Genomic DNA, 22641 nt, shown 5'->3' with positions numbered 1-22641 from the left:
CCTCGCCTCAGGCCTCGCGGGTCGGCGACTCGGCACGGACGGCACCCGCGGGGACGACCACGGGGATCTGCTCACGAGGGGGCATCGGGACGTCACCCCGGACGATGATCAGGTCGCGGACGGTCTGCTCGAGGAGGCTGTCCGGATCGGACGTCTCGCCCAACGTGCCCATGAAGGTGGCACGCAGCAGCCATCGCGGACCGTCCACACCGATGATGCGGCTGGCCTGGACGCCTTGGCGGCCGTCGGGCGCCTGCACCGGCACCTCGACCCGCAGCTCGCGACCGAACGACGAGTCGACCTCCTCGACCTTGCCGCCGACACGCTCGACCTCGGCGACGATCTCGGGGCGGATCTCGTCCCAGAGCCCCGCGTGGCGGGGCGCGGCGAAGGCCCGCAGCTCGACCGCGCTGCCCTCCCCCATCGCCACGACGGACGTGGCGACACCGGACTCGGGGTCGGTCGGAATCTGGATGTCGAGCCCCACGCGGCCGTGCACGATCATCGCGCCGACATCGACGTAGGTGGGGTCGTCCTCGGGAACCTCCCGCTCGGAGGCGTCCCATGGTCCGGACGACCGGTCGTAGGCCGGAACGGCCGTCTCCGGTTCCTCCGGCGTCTCGGACGTGGGCTCCTGCGGCTGCGCGGTCGCCTCGGAAACCTCGGCGGACTCCGCGGCGGCGTCGCCGTGCGCCTTCTTGCGACGACCGAACATCACCGCGCTCCTCTCGTCTGTCTGCTTGGTCGGCTCCTCGCGTGCCCGGTCGTTGTCACGACCCCGAGGCCACGGCGAACCCGCCCGTCGAACCGTACCCCCCGTCACCCCGTGCCGACTCGGGGAGGGCGTCGACGACACGGAACTCCGCCCGCTCGACCTTCTGGAGCACCAGCTGGGCGATCCGGTCGCCCCGAGCGAGCACGATGGCCTCGCTCTGGTCGAGGTTGACCAGGCACACCTTGATCTCGCCACGGTACCCCGCGTCGACGGTCCCCGGAGCGTTCACGATGGACAGTCCTGCCCGGGCGGCGAGTCCCGAGCGAGGGTGCACGAGCGCCACGTACCCGACCGGGACAGCGATCGCGATCCCCGTCGGGACGAGCGCGCGTTCTCCCGGCTGGAGCGTCAGGTCGACGGTCGTGCAGAGGTCTGCCCCCGCGTCCCCGGGATGGGCGTAGGACGGCAGCGGGATCGACGGGTCCAGACGGGTCAGCATCACCTCGAGCATGAACGAGGACCCTACCGGGCGGACCGCCCGTGCGGGCATGGCAACCTGGGGGCATGACCCGTGAGGCCGACGCGCCGTCGTACCGCGAGTATCTCAGCGTCCCGGTCTCGTGGTGGCTGGCCGGTGCCGGCCTCACCGTGATCGTCTGGTGGATCTTCGTGCTCGCCACGCCGATGTGGGTGGCGCTCGGCGCGGGCGCGGTCGCCGGTGCCGCCGTCGCGGCGGGTCTCGTCCAGTACGGCCGGGCCGTCGTCGAGGTCTCCAACGTCCACCTGCGCGCCGGGGCGGCTCGCCTGCCGCTGGTCTACTGCGGCGAGGTCACCGCCCTCGACGCCGCCCAGACCCGCGCGCTGCACGGCCCTCAGGCCGACGCCCGCGCGTTCTTCCTCCTCCGGCCCTACATCGCCACCGCAGTCCAGGTCCAGGTGACCGACTCGCGCGACCCCACTCCGTACTGGTTGATCGGCACCCGCCACCCTCACGAGCTCGCCGACGCGCTCAGCGCACGTCGCGCCCGCGGCTGACGCGCGGACCCGCCACGCCCGGACCTGCGACCCGTGACGAACGGATAACGTGTGGGCCAGACGGCTCCGTACGACCGTGACGAAGGGAAGGAAGACCGTGGCGCGCAGCACGAAGAAGGCCCCGACCGCCAAGGGCAAGAAGTCCAAGAAGGGGTCGGGCAAGGCGGCCTGGAAGCTGCTGGACCGCACGGCGACCGTGGCCGCCGGTGTCATCGCCACCCAGGCGGCCGCCCTCGTCTGGCGTGCCGCGACCGGTCGCAAGCCTCCCACCGACGACATGTCGCGTGATCCGGCGATGGCGACCCGCGAGGCCGTGGCCTGGGCGGTCCTGGCCGGGGCGAGTGCCGGCCTCATCAAGGTGGTCCTCAACCGCCAGGCGGTCAACTACTGGGTGCGCTCGACCGGAGATCTCCCGCCCGGTGTGAAGCGCCCCAAGGCCTGAGGCCTGAGGCAGCACAGTCCCCTGGGTACGGCGACGCCCCCGACCGCTGGTGCGGTGCGGGGGCGTTGTCGTTCGCATGCATCGACGCTGCCGGCAGCCTGTCGTGATGCCGGCGAGCGACTGCCTCAGGCGCAGTCGACGCAGATCAGCTGCTTGCCCTTCTCGCGGGCGAGCTGGCTGCGGTGGTGCACCAGGAAGCACGAGCTGCAGGTGAACTCGTCCGACTGCTTCGGAAGAACCTGGACCGAGAGCTCCTCGTGGGACAGATCTGCACCGGGGAGCTCGAACGACTCCGCGGCCTCGACCTCGTCCTCGTCCACCTTGCCCGAGTTCTTCTCGTGGCGGCGGGCCTTGAGCTCTTCGATGCTGTCTTCCGACTGCTCTTCTTCGGTCTTCCGAGGAGCGTCGTAATCAGTCGCCATGAACCCTCCTCTTCGACTCTCACATCCGGGCCTCCGAGCGGCCGGATTCATCCCATTTCAATAACGTGCAGGCCGCGCAGATTGTGCCACACGGATCAGCGCGACCCAACTCAAAAGCCACAAGCGCGGACGAGCCGCATAAATTCCTCAGCGAAGGCTTCCGGTGCGGCCACGACGAGCCGCGCGTCCGGCGGCCCGTCGAGACCGGAGACGACAACCCCGGATTCCCGGGCGATCAGGCCACCCGCGGCGATGTCCCAGGGAGCCAGACCCTGCTCGACGTAGGCGTCGAACCGTCCGGCAGCGAGCGCGCACAGGTCGAGCGCGGCCGATCCCATGCGACGGATGTCACGGATCTCCAGCAGCATCCGCGCCACCGCGCTCGCCTGACGGGCCCGGACCTCCGGGACGTAGTTGAACCCGGTCGCCACGAGCGCCTGGGACGCCGAAGGAGGGGCCACCGACCTCAGTCGGACCGAAGGCCGCGCCGGGCTCTCCCGGAGGTAGGCACCCTCGCCCCGCACGGCGGTGTACTCGTGCCCGGTGGTGATGTCGATCACGCAGGCCGCCTCGACGACCCCGTCGATCTCCGCAGCGACCGCGACGGCGGACTGGGGCAGGCCGTAGACGAAGTTGACCGTGCCGTCGATCGGGTCGACGATCCACCGCACTCCGGTGTCTCCTGCCGGGCCCGTCTCGCCAGCGAGGGCCTCCCCGCCCTCCTCGCCCAGGATGGTGTCGCCAGGCCGGTCGGCCGCGATGTGGTCACGGATGAGTCGCTCGGTCGCGCGATCGATCTCCGTGACGGGATCGGTCGGGCTCGACTTGGTCGCGGCGACCTCGACCCGTCCCGCCGGACGGGCGGTGCGGGCGTACGCCGCCGCGGCGCGCGAGGCGGTCAGGGCCAGCGTGGCAAGGACCTCCCCGGACGGGCGCGTCACGAGTCCGAGCCGAGCAGGGCCGGACGCTGCGGGTCGCGGAGGTTCGCACAGCAGCCGGCGGGGCAGACCGTCCAGCTCGGCGGCAGCTCACCCACCACGCTCTGCTCGGGCTCCTCGTCGCGCGCCAGGGCCGCCCGCTCGACGATCAGCTCGCGGATCGCGGTGACGAACCGGGCGTCGACGCCCGGCGTCGGAACCCGCGCGAAGCCCAGGCCGAGCTCCTCGGCGGTCTCCCGGGCCTCGGTGTCGAGGTCGTAGACGACCTCCATGTGGTCGGAGACGAAGCCGATGGGCACCAGGACGACCGACGCCACCCCGTCGGCGGCCAGAGCCCGGAGGTGGTCGTTGACGTCCGGCTCCAGCCACGGCACCTCGGGGGAGCCCGACCGCGAGCAGTAGACGAGGTCGTACGCCCGCTCGACGCCCGTGCTCTCGGCCACGCCGGCTGCCACCTGGGCGGCGACGTCCCGGTGCTCGCGCACGTACGCCTCTCCCCCACGTGTCTCCCCGTCGCAGACGAAGCGACCGCTCGCCGCGTTCATGGCGTCCGGGATCGAGTGAGTGACGAAGACCAGCCGGGTCGCCGCGGTGTCGAACCCCTCACGACCGAGCTGATCGATCGCGCCCACCGCGCCGCCGACGAACGGAGCCACGAAGCCCGGGTGGTTGAAGTAGTGCCGGACCCGGTCGAGCCGGGGGGCGCCGTCACCGACCGCGACGGTCGCGTCGTACAGGTTCTCGCGGTACTGACGGCAGCCGGAGTACGAGGTGTAGGCGCTGGTGAACAGGCACACCGCGCGTTCGACACCGTCGTCACGCATCTGGGTGAGCGTGTCGGTGAGGTACGGGTCCCAGTTGCGGTTGCCCCAGTAGACGGGGAGCTCGATGCCGTGCGAGCGCAGCTCGAGCTGCAGAACCGCGACCAGGTCTCGATTCTGGTCGTTGATCGGCGATCGGCCACCGAACGAGAAGTAGTGCTCACCGACCTCGACCAGCCGCTCGCGCGGGATCCCCCGCCCGCGAGTGACGTTCTCGAGGAACGGGACGACGTCGTCGGGCTTCTCGGGCCCTCCGAAAGAGACGAGCAGGAACGCATCGTACGGGCGGGTGTCGGGCGCGGGTCCATCCATGCCGCCATCCTTCCAAGTCGACGGTTAGGCTGCAGGTGCGACCCCGGTCGGGGCGCCCGAGGGCATCTCCTCCGCCACACCGTCACCTCGACGACGTCTCCCAAGGAAGACCGTGCTCGACTCGTACCGCCGGATCCTCGCGGTCCCTGGCGCCCCGGCCTTCAGCACAGCCGCCCTCCTCGCACGCCTGCCGATCTCCATGCTCGGGCTCGGACTCGTCCTCCTCGTGCAGGAGCAGACCGGGTCGTACGCGAAGGCGGGCGCCATCTCGGCCGCCTCCGTCATCGCCAACGCGATCGGCGCCCCGGTGCAAGGACGGCTCACCGATCGCTTCGGCCAGCACCGTGTGCTCCCGGCGACCAGCGCGCTCTTCGGTCTCGGGCTCGCCCTCGGGCTCCTCGCCGTCCACGCCCAGGCGCCCACGCCGCTCCCCCACCTGTGCGCCGCCCTCGCCGGCTTCGCCCTCCCCCAGGCCGGCTCGATGGTCCGGGCGCGGTGGACCCACAACGCCGAGCCGTCGATGATCCCGACCGCGTTCGCCCTGGAGGCGGTGCTCGACGAGGTGGTCTTCATCGTCGGTCCGGTCGTCGTCACGTTCCTCGCCACCCTCATCAACCCCTACGTCGGGTTGGCGGTCGCCGGCGTGGCAGGAGTGGCAGGGTCGCTGCTCCTCGCGGTGCAGCGCCGTACCGAGCCTCCGTCCCGACGGCGTCGGGACGATCCTTCGGGCGGGCGCGAACGTCTGCCGTTCGGGCTGCTCGCACCCCTGATGCTCGCCGGCGTCGGGTTCGGCGTGCTCTTCGGAGGCGCCGAGCTGGTGACCGTCGCGGTGGCCGAGGACCAGGGCCACAAGGAGCTGTCCGGCGTCCTGCTCGCGATCTGGGCCGCGGGAAGCCTGATCGCGGGTCTGCTGGTCGGTGCGCGTCCCCCGCGGATGTCCTCCCTGGCGCAGCTGCGCATCGCCACGGTGGTCCTGACCGTGAGCTTCGTCCCGCTGCTGCTGACCTCGGCGCTCCCGCTGGTCGCCGTCGCCCTGTTCGTCTCGGGGTTCGCGATCGCGCCCAGCATGGTCGCCTGCACCCGTCTCGTCGAGCAGGGCGTCCCTCGCGAGCGGCTCACCGAGGGGATCGCATGGTTCACCACCGGTCTCGCGACCGGGGTCGCGCCGGGCGCGGCGCTGTCCGGCTGGGTGGTGGACAGCACGGCGCCCTCATGGGGCTACCTGGTGTGCCTGCTCGCCGGCTTCCTCGCCGTGGGCGGGGCCTGGAGCGTACGCGTCCGCCCCCCTGCCCCTGCTGCAGGCGCTCCCGCGGATGCCGCAGGAACGGCGCGCTGACGCCACCGCACCGTTCTGCTCGGCTCAGTAGCCGTCCATCCCGGACGGGAGCGGCGCCTGCCACCCGCGACGCAGGGCGATCATCCGGTAGCCGAAGGCGAAGAGCGCGCCCGGGAGGACGACCCAGGCGTACGGCAGGTCGAGCTGGACCGCGGTGACCGCGATCGCCGCGCCCAGCAGGGCCGGGAATGCGTACAGCTCCTCGCGGAGGACGACGGGGACGCGTCCCGCGAGCAGGTCACGGATCACACCGCCCCCGATCGCGGTGACCATGCCCATCAGGCACGCCGCCACCGGCTCGAGACCGTAGTCGAGCGACTTCACCGCACCGGTGACGCAGAACAGCCCCATGCCGGCGGCGTCGAAGACGGCGATCTTGCTCTCGAGCCGACCGAGCACGGGATGGAACCGGAACGCAATGAGTCCCGCCACGACCGGGACCATGAGGTAGCGCCAGTCCATGAGGGAGGCCGGTGGGGTGGCCCCGATGAGGACGTCACGGAGGAAGCCGCCGCCGAGTCCCGTCGCCCCCGCCAGGACGAGGACCCCGAAGATGTCCAGCGGCTTGCGGACCGCCACCAGCGCTCCCGAGAGGGCGAATGCGGCGATCCCGACGAGATCGACGACGACGTAGTTGGTGGCCACGAGACGACGTTAGCGGGGTGCGGTCGACCGCGCGCTCGGCGCGCTTGCTTGGATTGACCGGGCAAGCAGTCGACACTGGGGCTGGTACGAGGCGCGAAGGGCGGAGGCAACGACATGCGAGACCTCACCGTGGTGGGGCTGAGCGAGGACCAGCGGTACGTGGTTCTTCGCGGCCCGGTCGGTGAGCTGTTCCGCATCCCTGCCGACGACCGGTTGCGCGCCACCCTCAGGAACGACCGGGCACGACTCGGCCAGTTGGAGATAGCGATGGACAGTGCACTGCGTCCGCGAGACATCCAGGCCCGGATCCGCCGGGGCGAGTCGCCGGAGGAGGTGGCAGCAGCAGCAGAGCTCCCCGTCGACCGGATCATGGGTTATGCCCACCCCGTGCTCGCGGAGCGAGAGCACATGGCCGAGCGCGCCCGCAAGGCGACGGTCCGTCGAAAGCACGCCCAGTCGAACGCACTGACCCTCGGCGAGTCGGTGGACACGACGCTGCGCGGACGCGGGCTCGACCCCGAGTCGGCGGCGTGGGACTCCTACCGGCGCGACGACGCCCGCTGGACGGTCACCGTACGAGCGGGCGGGATCACCGCCGACTACGTCTTCGACCCCGCGGGGCGCTACACGTTCGCGGAGGATGCGGGCGGGCGCGAGCTGGTCGGGGACGTCCCCGACGCCAGCGACACCGCGATCGCCGACGCCGTCACGCGTCAGGTCGACGTGGTGGAGCTCGAGTCGGACCCGCGCGTCACGTCGTTGCGGCAGGCTCGCGCACGGCGCGCCGCAGCGGCGAGCGAGCGGGCCGACGAGCAGCTGAGTCTCAGCGACATCCCGGGCGTCGACGACGGAGAGCCCACGCTCGAGCTCGACGCCGCCGAGGAGCGTGACGCCGCCGCGGTGGCCGCGCGCCAGGACGCGACCCGAGAGCGCGGCGGCTTCGGCGACGCCCCCGACGCGGCGCCGAGGGAGAGCGAGCCCGAGGTCGAGCGCGCGGCCGGGCAGACGGCCGTACCCGACGGAGAGGTCCCCGAGGCCGGCGCGCCGGACGACGACCCGGCAGGTGAGCAGCCGCGCAAGCGCGCACCCCGGCGACGCGAACGACGTCGCGTCCCGTCGTGGGACGAGATCATGTTCGGCGACAAGGCCTGACGTCGCCCGAGACCACACGCACGTGCGCCCCGCCCTCTCACGAGGTCGGGGCGCACGTCGCTGTCAGCGGTGCGGCACGGGTCAGGCGGTGATGTCCACCGTGACCGAGCCGCGACAGATCTGCACGACGGCGAGCTGCTTGCCGGCGGCCGTGAACGTGGTGCCGACGGTCACCGGAACCGACCGCACACCAGCCGGCTCCTGGCTCTCCGACACCGTGAGGATCGCCGTCGCCTCGTCCGGGTCGACGTCGATCGAGCCCACGCCCGCACTCACGCCGTCGACCAAGGGCGTGTTGGTCCCCTGCACGACGACCGTGCCGCCGTTGGCGGAACCGAGGCACCCGCTCGGGTCACCCTCGTCCGAGCCGCCGCACGCGACGAGGACGGCACCGAGGACGAGCGCGCCGAATGCGCCCGTCGCCCGACGCCCGATGGATCGGCCTCTCACCCTCACTCCTTGAGCGGGCGCCCGGAGGCGTCCGTCGTCCAGCCGTTGGCACCGACGAGGTACAAGATGCCTTCGACGAAGCCCCAGATCGCGCCGAGGCCACACGTGATGATGGTGACCACGATCTGGACCACGCCGATGGTCGTGAAGCCGAGATAGAAGCGGTGGATACCGAAGCCACCGAGCAGGATGCCGAGCAGACCGGCCACCAGCTTGCTCTTGGCCTCCGGCGCGTAGCCGTACGGAGCGCCGTAGGGCGGTTGCTGCTGCGGCGGGCCGTACGGCGGCTGACCGGGGCCGGCCGGCGGGGCGTACGGCGGCTGACCGGGGCCGGGCGGCGGGGCGTACGGCGGCTGACCGGGGCCGGGCGGCGGGGCGTACGGCGCCTCCCCCGGGCCGGGAGCCGGCGGATCGTACGGCGGCGGCGGAGGCTCGTCACCCTGCGCGGGCACCGACGGCTGCTCGGCCGTCGGGCTGTCGCCGGGAGCCGGCGGGTCGTACGGCGGCGGAGGCTCGTCACCCTGCGCGGGCACCGACGGCTGCTCGGCCGTCGGGGTGTCGTGCTCGTCCTCAGGGCTCTGCTGCGGCGTCGCCTCCGGGATCTCGTGGTCCGGCGTCGTGTGCTCCGGCGTCGGGTCGTCCGGATTCCCGGAGGTGGGTCCCTCGGTCACGTCTGGTGCGCTCCTTCGTCCTTGGCTGCCCACACCTTAGCGGTCGCCGGCCGAGGTCCCGGCGGACTACCGTGGGCACGACGACACGGGAGGCTCCATGACGACCGACCAGGACATCCTCAGCTCGATCTCTTCGCTGGTGGCTGAGGAGAAGGACTTGCGCGAGCGCCGCGAGCGCGGCGACACCGACCCCGAGACCGAGCTCGCCCGGCTGCGCGAGCTCGAGACACAGCTCGACCAGTGCTGGGACCTCCTGAGGCAGCGACGGGCCAAGAAGGAGTTCGGCGACGACCCCTCGACGGCCAAGGTCCGTCCGCCCGACGAGGTCGAGGGCTACCTCAGCTGATCTCGGGTGAGCCCGGCGCGCGTCGAGGTCGGCGGGCTCGCCCACGGTCGGGCTAGCCTGGCCAGATGAGTCGGCTCGCGCGATCAGACCGGCACGCCATCCTCGTCGACGCCGGATACCTCCTCGCTTCGTCGGCGCAGGTACTCGTGGGCACCTCGCTGCGCCGGGCGGTGGCGGTGAGCTGGGAACGGCTGGTGACGGGCATCAAGACGTCGGTCGCCGAGAACACCGACACCCGGCTGCTCCGGGTGTTCTGGTACGACGCCGCCAACGCGCAGGCGGCACGGGCTCTGTCGGAGGAGCACAACCTCATCTCGCTGCTGCCCGACGTCAAGTTGCGGCTCGGGCGGGTCAACAACGAAGGCGCTCAGAAGGGCGTCGACACGAGGATCGCGCTCGATCTCGTCAACCTCGCGCTCCAGGGAGCGGTCTCGGAGATCTTCCTCGTCTCCGGCGACGACGACCTGACCGAGGCGGTCGACATGGCGCAGGACTACGGCGTGCGCGTGACGCTCTTCAACGTGCCCAACGACGACTCGCGCATCGGCATCCACGCGACCGCGATGAACCTCGCCAGGGTGGTCGACGGACGACAGCGCATCCCCGTCGAGCTGCTTCGCACCGCGATCACGCCGTCACCGCGACCGCGCGAGGTCCCCGCTGACGAGCCGGCCCCCGCCGCCGCGGTGGGTGAAGCGGCCGCGACCGTGACGCCGCGGTTGAGGATCCCGACGCCCTCGGACGTCGCACGGTTGCACCCGGCCCCACCGTTGGGCCAGCCCGAGCGCCTGGAGCCCGCCGTGTCGTTGGCCTACAGCAGCACCACAGGACAAGGTGGCGCCAATCGTGGCGACCCTGACGCGGACCTGCGCGCGGTGATCCCCGAGGTCGTCCGCACCGTCGTCCGCAACTGGCTGGACTCAGCGAACCAGGCCGACCTCCGCGACCTCGTCGCCACCCGCCCGACGATCCCCGGAGACGTCGACTCGACCCTCCTGAACGACCTCGTCGCACACAGCGACGACCGCTACCGCGTGCTCCAGACCGAGACCCGCTGGCAGCTGCGAGAGGCGTTCTGGTCCGAGATCGACAAGCACCTCTGAGCACGTCGACTCGTCAGGGGCTGAGATAGCGGTCCAGCATCAGCAGGAGCTCTTCGTCCAACGGGTCGAGACGGTCCTCTCCGACGAAGACCGGCCCGGTGATGACGAACGACCAGGCGTCGAGCAGGACCGCCGCCGCCATGATCGAGGCGTCTCCGGCTCGGATCGACCCGTCGCTCTGCCCGTCGCGGATCAGGTCCTCGAGGAGCTGGGTCTGCTCGTTGGTGCTGCTCCCCCGTCGGTGGAGGAGGTAGGTCGCGATGAACTCCGGGTCGAGCTCGATCACGCGCCGCAAGAACGGCAGTCGCCGGGTGTGCTGCACGATCGCGACCGAACCGCGGACGAGCACCGACCGGGCGTCGTGTGCCGAGACCTGCCCCATCGCGAGCTGCATGACGTTGCGGAACTCGCGGGTGAAGAGGTCGGCCACGACACCGGCGCCGTTGGGCCAGGTGCGGTAGAGCGTCGCCCGTGACACGTCGGCCCGGCGGGCGAGGTCCGCCATGGTGAAGCCGCGCAGGCCCACCTCCTCGACGATGTCGCGCGCCGCGTCGAGCACGCGATCACGCGGGATCGCGTTGTGCGCCCTCAGCGGCACTGTCGAACGGTCACGGTCGGGGCCTTGCTGAGGAGCCATGGCGGTGACCGTACCAGCGTTGTACCAACCTCCGAACCACGCGTGCGGTGGCGCAGACCTCGAGGTCGCCTAAGGTCGGACCGTGACCCTCCGTCGTCTGCTGGCCGTCGTCGTCGCCGTCCTCGGCGGGTGCCTGGTGACCTCCGGGCTGACCTCGCCTGCCCATGCCGCCTCGGGACGGGTCATGAGCACCAGCGCCACCCTCTACCGGAACTGCTTCGGACACCCCTTCTCGTACGCCCTGAGCGGTGTCGCCCCGGGTTGGACTCTGACCGTCGACCTCGTCGCCGGGACCGGCCGGGTGGTCGACCGGACGACCGTCGCCAGCACCGCCGGAGCGGCCGGCCGAGGTGCCTTCCGGATCTGCGCGGGCGCGGTGAGGCCGGGCACGTTCACGGTCCGGTCTCGCGTCACCTGGTCGTCGGCGACCGGCCGAGCACCCCTCGTGCTCGCCTCGACGCGGCTGACCCTGCGGCGGCCGCGGACAGCGACGTCGGTGTCGGTGCGCCCTCGCAGGCCACGCGTCGGCTCCGTGCTGCGGGTGGGGACGAGCGTGCGGGTCGCCCGGCCGTACGGGTTCTTCCCCGAGGCTGGGGTCCGGGTGAAGGCCTACGTCCGGCACCGGGGAGCGTGGCGACGCGTCGGGCCGGTGCGGACCACCCGTGCGGACGGCACCGCGACGTTCCGTGTGCGATGGCGGTGGACGGCGCCCCGCAAGGTCCGTGTGAAGGCGGTCCGCAACGCGTACCACGACCGGTCACGCTCGCGAGCTGTCACGGTTCGCAGCCGTCCGGCCAAGCGCCGCTGAGCGGTCAGCGGCCGTCTGCGGGGCGACGAAGGCGCGGAACGAGACGAGCCTCACGGCCCTCGGAGCGCCGCCACGCGCCGGGCCCCGCGCACCCTCGAGACTGCCCCCGGACCTGCTAGGCTTCCAGCAGTAGTTGTTCGGTTCAGCGCAGGTGGGTACGTCGGCGCCAACGGTTTCAACGTTGGTGCCTTTGTCTTATCTGGGCCGAAGCGCCCCCGCGACCATCGTGTGGGTGGAGCAACGCTGCACGGGGGTCGACAACGGTCGGCTCCACAGTTCGACGAAAGAGCAAGAAATGTCGCAAGGCACCGTGAAGTGGTTCAACGACGAGAAGGGCTTCGGCTTCATCGCGCAGGATGGTGGCGGTGACGACGTGTTCGTCCACTACACCGCGATCACCGGGAACGGCTTCCGCACCCTGGCCGAGAACCAGCGCGTCGAGTTCGACGTCACCCAGGGCCAGAAGGGCCCCCAGGCGGAGAACGTTCGCGCTATCTGAGAAGGCGTCTCGTCCCCGAGACTTCTGACGAAGGCCCCGACACCGGAACCGGTGTCGGGGCCTTCGTACGTCTGGCGGACGATGTCTTGTCCGTCCGTCCAGGTCGAGCGCGCTCCGTACCCCCGCAGCGGAGCCCGCTCGACCTGAACGCATCCCCATCCCAGCCCTGCCGGGTCAGCGGGCGCAAGGGTTGCACGGGGTTGCAACGCTCGCCCGGGCACGATCGTCGGCCGTGAGAGCGCACACGTGAGCGCGCACAAGGGACGAGAAAGCCGCGAGAAAACCTGGGCTGACCGGTTCGCCGGGTCTACGGTGGGGCGCAGGAAACGACATCCCGCCGCGGGCGACGGGGACCGGAAGGCCGGGGGGCATGGCGGGATCAGGGGCGACAAGGCGTCCGTCGACGACGTCGGTGGACCTGCGCAGCCTGTACCGCGTGCGCTCCGACGTCCTCGCCGGGCGGTCCTCCGCGGTCCAGCCCCGGGCCGTCGTCCGTGCCTCGTGGGACCGCTCCCGGACTCACGGGCTGAGCCCTGACGGGGTTCCCCCCACACCGCCGGCTGCACCGGGAGAGGTCGAGGCCGGGCGCTCCGCAAGCGCGATGCGCCCGCTGGTCGACCAGCTCGCTGAGCTGCTGCGCGACGCGCTCGACTCGGCGGGCATGCTCCTCGCGATCACCTCGCCCGACGCGACGATCCTGTGGCGAGCCGGCAACGCCCCCCTGCGCCACCACGCCGACGAGCTCGGCATGGTCCCGGGAGCGACGTGGGCCGAGGGCAACGTCGGCACCAACGCGATCGGCACGGCGCTCGTCGAGGGTGCGCCGGTCGGCATCCACGCCGCCGAGCACTTCGCCGAGGAACACCTCCCCTGGTCGTGCGCCGCATCCCCGGTCCGTGACCCGCTGACCGGAGAGCAGGTGGGCGTCGTCGACCTGAGCTATCGCCAGCGCGCGGTCAACCCGCTCGCGCTCCCGCACGTGGTGATGGCGTCGCAGCTGGCCCAGGCTCAGCTGCGGCAGGTCTACCACGACAACGCCGACCGCCTCCGGACGCACGCAGGGCCGATGCTCGCACGCCTCGGCGGCCCCGCCATCGCAGTCACGCGGGACGGCATCTCCGCCGCCACAGTCGGCACCGAGCCTCCCGCGCGGGTGCTGCTGCCGTCCGACATGACACCTGGCGCGCTGTGGCTCCCTCAGCTCGGGAACGTCGTCGCCGAACCGGTGCCGGACGGCTGGCTGCTCCGCCTCTCCGAGGACGGTTCCGACCGAGACCCCATGACGCTCGTGCGTCTCGACCTCACCTCCACGCCGACCGTCGTCGAGGTGACCAGCTCGAGCGGCTCGTGGACCCATGCGCTGTCGCCCCGCCACTCCGAGATCCTGCTATCGCTCGTACGTCACCCCGAGGGCCGTTCGGCCTCCGAGCTGTCGGACGACCTCTTCGCGGACCCGTCACGAACGGTGACCGTCCGGGCCGAGATGTCCCGTCTGCGCCGGACCCTCGGAGGGGTGCTCGGCGCGATGCCGTACCGGATCAGCGAGGCGGTGAAGACCGATGTCGTGCTGCCGGACGACGCCGCGCGGCTGCTGCCGGGATCGGCGGCGCCGGTGGTCGTCCGGACTCGCGAGGACCTGGCAGCCGAGATCCGCAGCGGCGGCGGTGGCACGCCCGCCGGCCGGCACCGCGCCTACTGAGGGTCAGCGATCGGACGCGCGCTGATCGGTGCGGGTCAGTCGGTCGAGGAACGCGACGAGGAGCGCCTCCCGGAGCGCCGGCGGGGCGACGTCGAGCAGCGCGTTGACCGGTGCCATCTGCGCAGGCGGCGCCACTCCCCCGCCGTCCTCCGCGTTCGCCAGACCCGCCAGCGCCAGGAGCCCGTCGAACGCCGCGTCGTCCAAGGTGTCAGGGTCGATCGCGCTCGCTGCCGCCCGGAGCTGAGGGTCGACGGCAATCGGACCTGCGGCGACCGCCTCGCCGACGGAGTCCCTGAGATCGTCGAGGAGCTCGTCCACGAGAGGGGCTGTCGCCGCCGACACGGTGAGGTGGAGCGTCGCGGGAAGGTCGCCATACGCCATCTGCGGCTGGACGAACCACCCGCGCGCGAGCATGGCGTCGCTGATCGTGAAGACGTCGCACGCGTCGTCGGTCGTCACGGCGACCAGCGTGGTGTCGGGCTCGGCGGCGAGCGAGAGGTGCTCGGTCGCCTCGACGCCCGCCGCGAGAGCCGTCGTGGCGGTGGACGCTGCGCGCGTCAGTGCGTGGTAGCCGTCGTCGCCGAAGTATGAGACCACCGCCCATGCGGCAGCCAGCGGGCCCCCTGACTTCGTGGACTGGAGGGTGGCGTTGAGCATCGTGTAGCCGGGCCAGTCAGCGCTGGCGAAGAACTGGGGACGGCGAAGCTCGGGCGTGCGGTGGAGCAGCAGCGAGACGCCCTTCGGGGCGTACGCGTACTTGTGAAGATCGGCCGAGATGCTCGTGACGCCCTCGACGGCGAAGTCCCAGGCATGGCGGACCCGTCCATCGCGCTCGAGCCACGGCAGCACCCACCCACCGATGCAGGCGTCGACGTGCAGACGGGTGCCGTGGCGCAGCGCGAGCCCTGCGAGCTCGGGCACGGGGTCGAGCACGCCGTGCGCGTACGAGGGAGTGCTCGCTACGACCAGCACGACGCGGTCGCCGTACTCGTCCAGCGCGGCCGCCGTCGCCGGCACGTCGGCCCGCATCGTCGACGGGTCGACGGGCACGGTCACCCGCTCGACGCCGAAGTAGTGGGCCGCCTTGTGGAAGGCGGCGTGCGCCGTGCTGGGCACCACCATCACCGGTCGAGCCACGTCAGGCCGTGCGTCCCGGGCGGTCTGGACGGCGAGCAGCACAGACTCCGTACCTCCCGACGTCACCGTCCCGACGGCTTCGCGGGGTGCGTGGAACAGCGGCTTGGCGAACGCGACGAGGTCGCGCTCCATCGTGAGGAGGCTGGGGAAGGCTGTCGGGTCGAGCCCGTTGGTCGAGCCGTAGGCGGCGAGCGCCTCCCGGCCGAGGTCGTCGGCCTCCGCGATCCCCGAGTCGTAGACGTATGCCAGGGTCCTCCCCCCGTGCGTCGGGAGGTCGCCGTCGCGCAGGGTCAGGAGGCTCGCTCTGATCTCGTCGGCATCGCGGTGCGGGACAGTCATGGGGTGGGCTCCTGCGGCGTCGCGGTGGGGTCGGCGTCCGCGTCGTGGGCGCCGTTGCGGTGGAGTCGCTCGTCGAGCCGGTATCGGCGCAGCGACAGGAGGCTGACGATGATGAGCAGCGCCGGGACGACCGAGACGCCGACCACGATCGCGTCGAGGGCCGAGTCAGGCTGCGTGACGTCCTCGCCCTCGCGGGACGAGACATAGCCGCCGAGCGACAGCACGGCCGCGAAGAGACCCGGACCGAGCGCCAGACCCAACGTCTCGCCGGCCGTCCAGACGCCGGTGAAGACGCCGATGCGGTTCGCGCCCGTACGCGCCGCGTGGTCCGCGGCCACGTCGGGGATCATCGCCATCGGGAACACCTGCGCGCCGGCGTAGCCGATGCCTACGACCGCCGCCGCTGCGTACGCGGCCAGGGCCTGGCCGGTCGACGCCACCAGCAGCCCCAGCGCCCCGAGGACGAGGATGCCGGTCGCGGCGGTGTAGCCGTAGCGTTTGCCCCGGCGCGCGGCGACCCGCTCCCACAGCGGCGTGACGAGCAGCGCCGGCCCGACGAACGCGACGAAGAGGAGCGTCGTCGCGCTGCCGCTGTCGAGAAGGTGGTCGGCGACGTATGCCACCCCTGCGAGCATCGCGCCGATGCCCAGCGCCTGGAGAACGAAGGTGGTCAGGAGGTGGCGGAAGTCCGGCGACTGCGCGACGAGCCGCAGCTGGTCACGCATCGAGCCGCCGGCCGTCGCGACACCGTGGTCCGGCGCATCACGTGTGCCCCGGTAGGCGCCCAGCGCACCGAGGAGCAGGATCACCCCGATGTAGGCGCCCATCACCCGGTAGCCCGTCGTCTCCGAGGACGCGTCGCCCACGACATCGACCACCAACGGCGCTGTCGCCCCTGAGAGGAGGATGGCCAGCGCGAGCACGACGACGCGCCACGTCATCAACCGCGTGCGTTCGTCGTAGTCGAGAGTCATCTCGGCAGGCATCGCGACGTAGGGGACCTGGAAGAACGCGTACGCGCTCGCGCACGCGAGGAACAGCACCACGACCCAGGTGCCGGCGAGCCAGGTCGGCTCGGCCGGGCCGGCGAAGATGAGCGCGAACGTCACGGCGAGGAGGACGCCGGCGCGCAGGAGGAAGGGACGGCGACGTCCCCGGGAGCTCGTCGAGCGGTCGCTGATGCGGCCCGCGATCGGGTTGAGAACGACGTCCCAGGCCTTGGGGAGGAGCACCATCAGCCCGGCGATGCCCGCGGCGACACCGAGCGTGTCGGTGAGGTACGGCAGGAGGAGCAGACCGGGGACGGTGGCGAAGGTGCCCGTCGCCACCGACCCCAGGGCGTACCCGCGTCCCGTGGCGGATGAGAGGGGAGTCGACGAGGGCGCAGAGTCCATGCGCCGTTTCTATCTCACCGACACGGTCACGTGTCCAGGGTCGTCGCGTCTCGCTCGGGGAGCTCGACGCCCCACTCCGCGAGCTCGTCGACCCGCGCGAGAGCCCAACCGTTGCGGTCCAGACGCAGGTCGGCGGGTCGCTCGAGACCCAGCCACGTGACAGGCTCCGACCGGAAGCCCAGGACGAGACCCGACTCGACCGAGCTGGCCACGAGGTAGTCGGACCGTGCCACGTCGTCGGCCGACTCCCCCGCCCACGCCGCGACCGTGTCGACCACCTCGTCCTGAGAGCTGACCGTGGCCCGGAGGACGTCACGGGCCTCCACCAACCACGTCAGGCGTCCGCCACTCGACCACGACTCGAGGAGGAGCACCCGGACGCCGTCGTCGAGCGCGGCCCACGGGAAGTGACGGTGCCGCCACAGGCTCCAATAGGCGCGGCCGCGGACACCGGGATCGGAGTCGGGGCCGTCGGGCACGTCGGTGCGGCGGGCACGGCGGCGGTGCTGGACGAGTACGGTCTCCATGGAGGTCTCCCGGTGTCGGTCGGAACCACGAACCTAGGGTGGCGAGCAGCGCCGGAGTCCGGTCGTCCACAGCCGCGCCCTCGCGTGACGGTCGTCCCCAGGTAGGAGGCTCGACGTGACCAGCTGCGCCCGTCCGCTCGGTCCGTTGCCGACCGGTGCTCGCGTCGCCCTGGTCGCTCCGGCCGGCCCTGTCGTGCCGGAACTTGTCGACCGTGCCTCGACGCTGCTCCGCTCGTGGGGTCTCGAACCCGTCGAAGGCAGGCATCTGCGCGGCGTGCATCCGCGAGCGTCCTATCTGGCCGGGACAGACGAGGGCCGTGCCGCCGATCTGGTCGAGGCGTGGTGCGATCCCTCGATCGAGGGCATCTTCTGCGTCCGCGGCGGCTACGGCTCCGTCCGTCTCCTCGACCACCTCGACGCCACCGCGCTGCGGTCGGCGCGGCCGAAGCCGCTCTACGGCAGCTCCGACGTCACCGCGCTCCACGAGTACTGGCGCGAGGTCGTCGGTGTTCCCACCTGGTTCACCCCCATGGTCGGCACGCTGTCGTTGCTCGACGACCCGGCGGCCACGGCGAGCCTGCGACGCGCGGTGGTCGAGCCCTTCCGCGCCCGCGTCTACTCCTCCGAGGGCGCGGAGACGCTGATCCCCGGCACCGCCTCCGGCACGCTGATCGGAGGCACCCTCACGATGTTGGCGATGACGGCGGGAACGCGGTCCGCACCGCCCCGCGCGCCGGGGCCGTTCGTCGCCCTTCTCGAGGACGTGGACGAGAAGCCGTACCGCATCGACGGGCTCCTCGTGTCACTTCTCCGTTCCGGCTGGTTCGACGGCGTGACGGGGGTCGTCCTCGGCAGCTGGCTCGACTGCGGCCAGCCCGAGGAGGTCCGTGCCGTCTGTGCAGAGCTGCTCGCACCGCTCGGGATCCCTGTCGCCTGGGAGCTCGGCTTCGGCCACGCCGCCGCGGCGGAGAGCGTCCCGCTCGGGGTGAGTGCGGTCCTGGATGCGTCTATCCCATCGCTCACGATCGTCGACACGGCTACGATCCACTGACCTCTCACGTCAGGAGTACGGATGAGCGACGGCACGCCTGCCCGTCCGCAGCGACGATCCGCCGCGCTGCTCAAACGCCGGCTCGTGGACGAGCAGCGGACGCAGCTCGACGCGATGCTCGACTGGATCCTCACCGACCCGACGCTCGAAGAGATGGCCGCGCAGATCGTCGGCGCCCGACGACGATTCGTCATCGGCGCCACCCAGTCGTTCTCGTACGCGTCGCTGCTGGCGCTCGACCTGAGCGCCAGCCTCGCCAACGTCCACCTGGTCGACGGCACCATCATCCGGCCGATCGACGTGCTGAGCGACGTGCGGAGCTCGGACGCGATGGTGGCGTTCTCGGTGCAGCGCTATCGCAAGTACACGATCGACATCGCGGCGGCGTTCCGCGACGCCGGCGGCCGCCTGCTGGTGATCACCGACTCGCCCGACGCACCTCTGGCCCAGCTCGGCGCCGACGTCGTCCTCGTCCCACCGCCCGGCGTCTCCTTCGGCCAGTCACCCTCCAGCCTCAGCCTCGTGATCAGCGTCATCGCGTCGCTGACGGCGGCGAGCGCCAAGGGCGCCGGCCGCCGAAGTGCGCAGCGCGACCACCTCGGAGAGGTTCTCGACCTGTACATCGAGTGACCGCCGAGCAGTCGGTGACGCTCCTCTTGGACACGTGACCGAAACCACGCTCCGTCGTGCGATATCTCGGCCACCCTCGTGCGTTATTCAGAGTGACAGGGTCGGGATGTCGACCCCCTGCCCGATCCGGTGGATCGCCACGAAGGGCGCCGCTCATGTCTCCCCCGGCGAGAGCGGCCCCTCTCGTGGCTACGGCCTCGCCACGCGAACCCTCGGCGGCGCGTCCCGCGCGAGAGCGCGCACGCGCGCGATCGCGCCTACGCTGACCGTGCCGTGACGTTCACGAGCAGTGGAGCAAGGAGGACCCGTGGCGAAGAACAGCAAGCCCAGCAAGGCAGAGAACGAGCTGCGCAAGCGCGTTGCCGACCTCGAGCGAGCGCTCGACGACGCGACGAACCGACTCAAGCGAGCGCGCAAGGACACCGACAGGTCGCGCGCCGACGCGGAGAAGGCGATCCGCAAGGCGTCGAAGTCGGCGCAGCGCAAGATCGCCGAGACCGTCGACTCCGCACGCGACGAGCTCGCCCGGCTCGGCAAGACCGTCGTCCCCGGACCGTTCGGCGGCTCACCCGAAGAGGCATCGACGAACGTCTCAGCGGCGCCGTCTGAGATCTCGAGCCCGCCGAAGGCACCCGACACCTCGCAGCGCCGGGTCGCACCGCGTGACGACACGAACACGTCGGCGTCACGCACCGGTGCCACGAGGACGACGGGCAAGACCGCTGCGAAGAAGAGCAGCGCGAGCACGACCACCGCGAAGAAGACCGCCGCCAAGAAGACCGCCGCCAAGAAGACCACGGCAAAGAAGACCACCGCGAAGAAGACCGCGTCCGGCGGCTCGAGCGCCCGCGGGCCGTACGCCTCCATGACCGTCGCCGAGCTCCGCAAGGCTGCTCGGGAGAAGGGCGTGAAGGGCTACTCGGGCATGTCGAAGTCGGAGCTGGTCTCGCGGCTCGGGAGCTGAGCGCTCAGGGGGCTCGTTCGCGCGCGCTAGGCTCGTCGACGGCGTTCGCGCCAGCTCTCTCGGGAAACGAAAGGCCCCCACGTGTTCTCAGGCCCCGCGCGGCGCCGCCGCATCATCATCTTCGTCGCTGCTGCGATCGCCGGTTTCGGCGTCGCGTCGCTCGCCGTCCGCTCGCTCCGAGGCGGCGGGGCGGACACGGCCTGAGCCGGGTCCGCCCCGCTGCAGCGGGAGACGCGTCGGTCGACCAGGTCAGCCGGTCACGATCGGCGCTCTGGCCTGGTCTGAGGCGTGCCCATGTGGCGCCTCTCAGTGCTTTCGTCCCTTGGACGGATAGACCGCGTCCACCTCGACCTCGACGAGCCAGCCGGCGACCGGGAGGTTCTCGATCTCCAGCGCGAACCGTGACGGCCGTGCCGGGTTGACGACGAACGGCTGCGCGGGCGCCGCCGTCCCGAGGGGCACGTCGATCGGCTTCCTCGTCGACAGACTGGTGTTGGCGAAGTACTGCCGGTACGCCCGGTTCCACCCGGCGAAGTCGGCCGTGGCGGCCCCCGCCGGGTTCTGGAGGAACACCCGCATCGTGATGACGTCGTCGTACGAGAGCCCCTGCCGAGCGAGGTTCTCGCCGATGCGGCGCAGCACGTTGATGCCCTGCGCCTCCGTGATCGTCACCCCCGGCGGCAGCACGCCGTCGGGGAAGACTGCCGTGTCGACGTAGCGCTGCTCGGATCCCGCGGGTGCCGCGGCGTTCAGCGCCGACGGGCCGAGCCCGCTGGACTTGTAGACCGGCGTGCTCGCGCCGATCGCGACGCCCTCGGCGATCATCGGGTTGTCCTGGCCGACAGGAAGCGCGGGCACCGCGGTGCCGGGCTTCGGCGGCTTGGCGAAGGTGCCGTGCGCGATCGCGCTGGCCGGGAGGCACACGAGCGCGGTCGCGGCGACGGCGACCGCCGTACGGCGACGGGCGCTCATGCCGACACCACCCGGGTGTGCAGGGACTCCACGGCCGCACGCGCGGACACCATCGCGCCGTGCTGCCAGGCGATCGTGTACGAGAGGTGGTCGCCGGCGAAGTAGACGTTGCCGGAGGGCTCGAGCAGCCTGTCGTAGTTCCCGTCGGTCCGTGACGGCCAGCCCACCCACGCGCCCTCGCTGTACTTCGTCGACGCCCAGTCGACGGAGAACGACGACCGCAGGTCCTGCTTGTAGACGTCGCCGTGGATGGCCGCGCCCTGGTCCAGCGCCTTGGCGAGCCTCCCCCGCGGCGTGAGCGTCCCGTAGGTGGTGGCGTTGCTACCGGTGTTGTAGTAGCCGATCATGGTGCCTCGCTCTCCGTGGAAGCCCGAGGACGGGTACCACACGTTGCCCAGCTCGTTGTCGGCGTTCGTGATCCCGCCGTAGATCTTGTGGTCGAGCTCCCACCAGCGTCGGTCGTACTCCAGCCCGATCTTTCCGGCGTTGCTGGGCCGGGCGTACGCCAGAGCCGAGACGACCTCGGGCGGCAGGTTGCTCGGGATCGTCGCCGCGAGGTGCGGCGGGATCGTGCAGACGAGGAAGTCGGCGGTGGCCTTCTTGGTGCGGCGGCCGCCCGTCGAGTACTCGACCTCGACACCCGTGCTCGTGTTGCCGAAGGCCGACACCTCCGCTCCGTACTCGATCTTGTCGCGCCCGATCGCCCGCTCGAACGCGTACGCGATCCGGTCCATGCCGCCGACGGGCTGGAGCATCTGCATCGCCTGGTCGAACCCGAGCTCGAACGAGAAGTAGTTGCCGATCCCCGACGCGAGCACGTCCGACAAGGCGTACGGCGCGATCGGCTCCCCGGCGGTGACTCCCGGCTCGATCGCGTAGCCTCGCCGTCCGCTGCCGGTGTAGCGGTAGCTCGCAGACGGGTCACCGGCGACCTTCGCCCCGAGCGAGCCGAAGTTGCGGAGGAGCGCGATCAGGGCGTCCTTGTCGGCCTGGGTGAGGTAGGTGTCGAGGGCACCCTGGTCGGTCGCCTTCGCGAGCAGCTCGGAGACGTAGCCGTAGACGTCGGCCTTCGCCGCGCGGTGGCGGATCGGCTGCCCTGCCAGGTTGTGCGCGCCGGTCCGATAGAGGTAGGCGTCGGCGTTCTGGTTGACGAACGTCTCGAGCTCCACCCCCAGCTCGCGGCAGTAGTCGACGGTCACATGGTGCTGCGGGAGCCGGGCCGGGCCTGCGTTCATGTACTGCCCTCGGGAGAAACGCGCCCTCTGCGTCTGTCCCTTGAGATCGGTCTCCGTCGTCCCGCCCCGGACGCTCCAGCTGCGGCCGCCGGGCCGATCACGGGCCTCCAGGATGGTGCACCGGTAGCCGGCCTTGCCCAGCTCGTACGCGGTGGTCAGGCCGGCGATGCCGCCACCGAGGATGAGGACACGTTTGCGGCCGTGCCGAGCGAGCTCGGAGGCCTTGGGAGGAGTGAACGGTGGGGTCTCCGCGGCGGCGGCCGGGCTCAGCCCGAGCGCCCCCATCGAGTGAAGCATGACTCCTGCGCCGCCGGCGATGCCGACCTGCTTGAGGAAGTCGCGTCGAGTCTGGGGCATGGCG

General features: G+C 71.5%; 27 protein-coding genes. 13 read left to right on the top strand and 14 right to left on the bottom strand.

Going from position 1 to position 22641, the window contains the following annotated elements; all coding sequences use genetic code 11:
- Window positions 1-7: 7 nt before the first annotated feature.
- Entirely contained in the window at window positions 8-715 is a 708-nt protein-coding gene (locus KV100_RS03565; RefSeq protein WP_220341521.1) for a DUF3710 domain-containing protein, read from the bottom strand.
- 55 nt (window positions 716-770) lie between these two features.
- Entirely contained in the window at window positions 771-1226 is a 456-nt protein-coding gene (gene dut / locus KV100_RS03560; protein WP_220341520.1) for a dUTP diphosphatase, read from the bottom strand.
- A 53-nt stretch (window positions 1227-1279) separates the two neighbouring features.
- Between dut and KV100_RS03555 the strand changes: the two genes are divergently transcribed.
- Both KV100_RS03555 and KV100_RS03550 read left to right on the top strand, forming a co-directional pair.
- Window positions 1280-1750, top strand: coding sequence for a DUF3093 domain-containing protein (locus KV100_RS03555; RefSeq protein ID WP_220341519.1), 471 nt, complete (start codon window positions 1280-1282; stop codon window positions 1748-1750).
- 97 nt (window positions 1751-1847) lie between these two features.
- Window positions 1848-2192 carry a DUF4235 domain-containing protein gene (locus KV100_RS03550; RefSeq protein ID WP_220341518.1) on the top strand — a complete coding sequence of 115 codons (345 nt, stop codon included), beginning with the start codon at window positions 1848-1850 and terminating at the stop codon, window positions 2190-2192.
- Between the two features lie 125 nt (window positions 2193-2317).
- Here KV100_RS03550 and KV100_RS03545 read toward each other — a convergent pair whose 3' ends face one another.
- From KV100_RS03545 to KV100_RS03535, 3 genes are all read right to left on the bottom strand, one after another.
- Window positions 2318-2614 carry a DUF4193 domain-containing protein gene (locus tag KV100_RS03545; protein ID WP_220341517.1) on the bottom strand — a complete coding sequence of 99 codons (297 nt, stop codon included), beginning with the start codon at window positions 2612-2614 and terminating at the stop codon, window positions 2318-2320.
- A gap of 110 nt (window positions 2615-2724) precedes the next feature.
- Window positions 2725-3555, bottom strand: a complete 831-nt coding sequence (locus tag KV100_RS03540; protein WP_220341516.1) for an inositol monophosphatase family protein — start codon at window positions 3553-3555, stop codon at window positions 2725-2727.
- Window positions 3552-4685, bottom strand: coding sequence for a ferrochelatase (locus KV100_RS03535; protein ID WP_220341515.1), 1134 nt, complete (start codon window positions 4683-4685; stop codon window positions 3552-3554). Before KV100_RS03535 ends, KV100_RS03540 begins: the two co-directional genes overlap by 4 nt.
- Window positions 4686-4797: 112 nt before the next feature.
- On the opposite strand from KV100_RS03535, the gene KV100_RS03530 reads away from it, so the two are divergent.
- Window positions 4798-6021, top strand: coding sequence for an MFS transporter (locus tag KV100_RS03530; protein WP_220341514.1), 1224 nt, complete (start codon window positions 4798-4800; stop codon window positions 6019-6021).
- Window positions 6022-6045: 24 nt separating this feature from the next.
- Here KV100_RS03530 and KV100_RS03525 read toward each other — a convergent pair whose 3' ends face one another.
- Complete coding sequence (locus KV100_RS03525; RefSeq protein WP_220341513.1) at window positions 6046-6666, bottom strand: trimeric intracellular cation channel family protein; 621 nt, start codon at window positions 6664-6666, stop codon at window positions 6046-6048.
- Window positions 6667-6780: 114 nt separating this feature from the next.
- Between KV100_RS03525 and sepH the strand changes: the two genes are divergently transcribed.
- Window positions 6781-7818, top strand: coding sequence for a septation protein SepH (gene sepH / locus KV100_RS03520; RefSeq protein WP_220341512.1), 1038 nt, complete (start codon window positions 6781-6783; stop codon window positions 7816-7818).
- A gap of 81 nt (window positions 7819-7899) precedes the next feature.
- Here sepH and KV100_RS03515 read toward each other — a convergent pair whose 3' ends face one another.
- Together KV100_RS03515 and KV100_RS20015 are read right to left on the bottom strand one after the other, a co-directional pair.
- On the bottom strand, window positions 7900-8268 hold the full coding sequence (locus KV100_RS03515; RefSeq protein ID WP_220341511.1) for a hypothetical protein: 369 nt from the start codon (window positions 8266-8268) through the stop codon (window positions 7900-7902).
- 2 nt (window positions 8269-8270) lie between these two features.
- Window positions 8271-8939 carry a TM2 domain-containing protein gene (locus tag KV100_RS20015; protein WP_308291325.1) on the bottom strand — a complete coding sequence of 223 codons (669 nt, stop codon included), beginning with the start codon at window positions 8937-8939 and terminating at the stop codon, window positions 8271-8273.
- A gap of 97 nt (window positions 8940-9036) precedes the next feature.
- Here KV100_RS20015 and KV100_RS03505 point away from each other — a divergent pair, with 97 nt between their 5' ends.
- On the top strand, window positions 9037-9285 hold the full coding sequence (locus KV100_RS03505; RefSeq protein WP_220341510.1) for a DUF2630 family protein: 249 nt from the start codon (window positions 9037-9039) through the stop codon (window positions 9283-9285).
- A 65-nt stretch (window positions 9286-9350) separates the two neighbouring features.
- Window positions 9351-10388, top strand: a complete 1038-nt coding sequence (locus KV100_RS03500) for an NYN domain-containing protein (RefSeq protein ID WP_220341509.1) — start codon at window positions 9351-9353, stop codon at window positions 10386-10388.
- 13 nt (window positions 10389-10401) lie between these two features.
- On the opposite strand, the gene KV100_RS03495 is transcribed toward KV100_RS03500, so the two are convergent.
- The gene (locus tag KV100_RS03495) at window positions 10402-11025 is read right to left on the bottom strand and encodes a TetR/AcrR family transcriptional regulator (protein WP_220341508.1); all 624 of its coding nucleotides are present in this window, start codon (window positions 11023-11025) and stop codon (window positions 10402-10404) included.
- Between the two features lie 82 nt (window positions 11026-11107).
- On the opposite strand from KV100_RS03495, the gene KV100_RS03490 reads away from it, so the two are divergent.
- The 3 genes from KV100_RS03490 (at window position 11108) to KV100_RS03480 (ending at window position 14031) form a co-directional block, all read left to right on the top strand.
- Window positions 11108-11833 (top strand): hypothetical protein, encoded by a 726-nt coding sequence (locus KV100_RS03490; RefSeq protein ID WP_220341507.1) that lies wholly within the window; start codon window positions 11108-11110, stop codon window positions 11831-11833.
- 295 nt (window positions 11834-12128) lie between these two features.
- Window positions 12129-12332, top strand: a complete 204-nt coding sequence (locus tag KV100_RS03485) for a cold-shock protein (protein WP_139105401.1) — start codon at window positions 12129-12131, stop codon at window positions 12330-12332.
- A gap of 436 nt (window positions 12333-12768) precedes the next feature.
- A complete protein-coding gene (locus KV100_RS03480; RefSeq protein ID WP_220341506.1) occupies window positions 12769-14031 on the top strand; it encodes a helix-turn-helix domain-containing protein in 1263 nt (420 codons plus the stop codon).
- A 3-nt stretch (window positions 14032-14034) separates the two neighbouring features.
- Here KV100_RS03480 and KV100_RS03475 read toward each other — a convergent pair whose 3' ends face one another.
- From KV100_RS03475 to KV100_RS03465, 3 genes are read right to left on the bottom strand one after another with little or no spacing between them, the layout of a single operon-like run.
- Entirely contained in the window at window positions 14035-15507 is a 1473-nt protein-coding gene (locus KV100_RS03475; protein ID WP_220341505.1) for an aminotransferase class V-fold PLP-dependent enzyme, read from the bottom strand.
- Window positions 15504-16901 carry an MFS transporter gene (locus KV100_RS03470; protein WP_220341504.1) on the bottom strand — a complete coding sequence of 466 codons (1398 nt, stop codon included), beginning with the start codon at window positions 16899-16901 and terminating at the stop codon, window positions 15504-15506. The genes KV100_RS03475 and KV100_RS03470 overlap by 4 nt, the downstream gene beginning before the upstream one ends.
- Before the next feature lie 26 nt (window positions 16902-16927).
- The gene (locus KV100_RS03465) at window positions 16928-17428 is read right to left on the bottom strand and encodes a hypothetical protein (protein WP_220341503.1); all 501 of its coding nucleotides are present in this window, start codon (window positions 17426-17428) and stop codon (window positions 16928-16930) included.
- Between the two features lie 115 nt (window positions 17429-17543).
- On the opposite strand from KV100_RS03465, the gene KV100_RS03460 reads away from it, so the two are divergent.
- From KV100_RS03460 to KV100_RS19325, 4 genes are all read left to right on the top strand, one after another.
- On the top strand, window positions 17544-18479 hold the full coding sequence (locus KV100_RS03460) for an LD-carboxypeptidase (protein WP_220341502.1): 936 nt from the start codon (window positions 17544-17546) through the stop codon (window positions 18477-18479).
- 21 nt (window positions 18480-18500) lie between these two features.
- Window positions 18501-19109: a MurR/RpiR family transcriptional regulator gene (locus KV100_RS03455; RefSeq protein WP_220341501.1), complete on the top strand. Its 609-nt coding sequence runs from the start codon at window positions 18501-18503 to the stop codon at window positions 19107-19109.
- 307 nt (window positions 19110-19416) lie between these two features.
- Window positions 19417-20073 carry a Rho termination factor N-terminal domain-containing protein gene (locus tag KV100_RS20010; RefSeq protein ID WP_220341500.1) on the top strand — a complete coding sequence of 219 codons (657 nt, stop codon included), beginning with the start codon at window positions 19417-19419 and terminating at the stop codon, window positions 20071-20073.
- Between the two features lie 81 nt (window positions 20074-20154).
- On the top strand, window positions 20155-20277 hold the full coding sequence (locus KV100_RS19325; protein ID WP_255559181.1) for a hypothetical protein: 123 nt from the start codon (window positions 20155-20157) through the stop codon (window positions 20275-20277).
- Between the two features lie 102 nt (window positions 20278-20379).
- Here the strand turns inward: KV100_RS19325 and KV100_RS03445 are convergent, their stop codons facing one another.
- Both KV100_RS03445 and KV100_RS03440 read right to left on the bottom strand, forming a co-directional pair.
- Complete coding sequence (locus KV100_RS03445) at window positions 20380-21045, bottom strand: Rid family hydrolase (protein ID WP_220341499.1); 666 nt, start codon at window positions 21043-21045, stop codon at window positions 20380-20382.
- Window positions 21042-22637 carry a flavin monoamine oxidase family protein gene (locus KV100_RS03440; protein ID WP_220341498.1) on the bottom strand — a complete coding sequence of 532 codons (1596 nt, stop codon included), beginning with the start codon at window positions 22635-22637 and terminating at the stop codon, window positions 21042-21044. The genes KV100_RS03445 and KV100_RS03440 overlap by 4 nt, the downstream gene beginning before the upstream one ends.
- Between the last annotated feature and the right edge of the window lie 4 nt (window positions 22638-22641).

Origin of the sequence: Mumia sp. zg.B21 (assembly GCF_019550855.1) — a bacterium.
Taxonomy (GTDB): Bacteria; Actinomycetota; Actinomycetes; order Propionibacteriales; family Nocardioidaceae; genus Mumia.
This window is presented reverse-complemented; position numbering and strand designations above follow the sequence as displayed.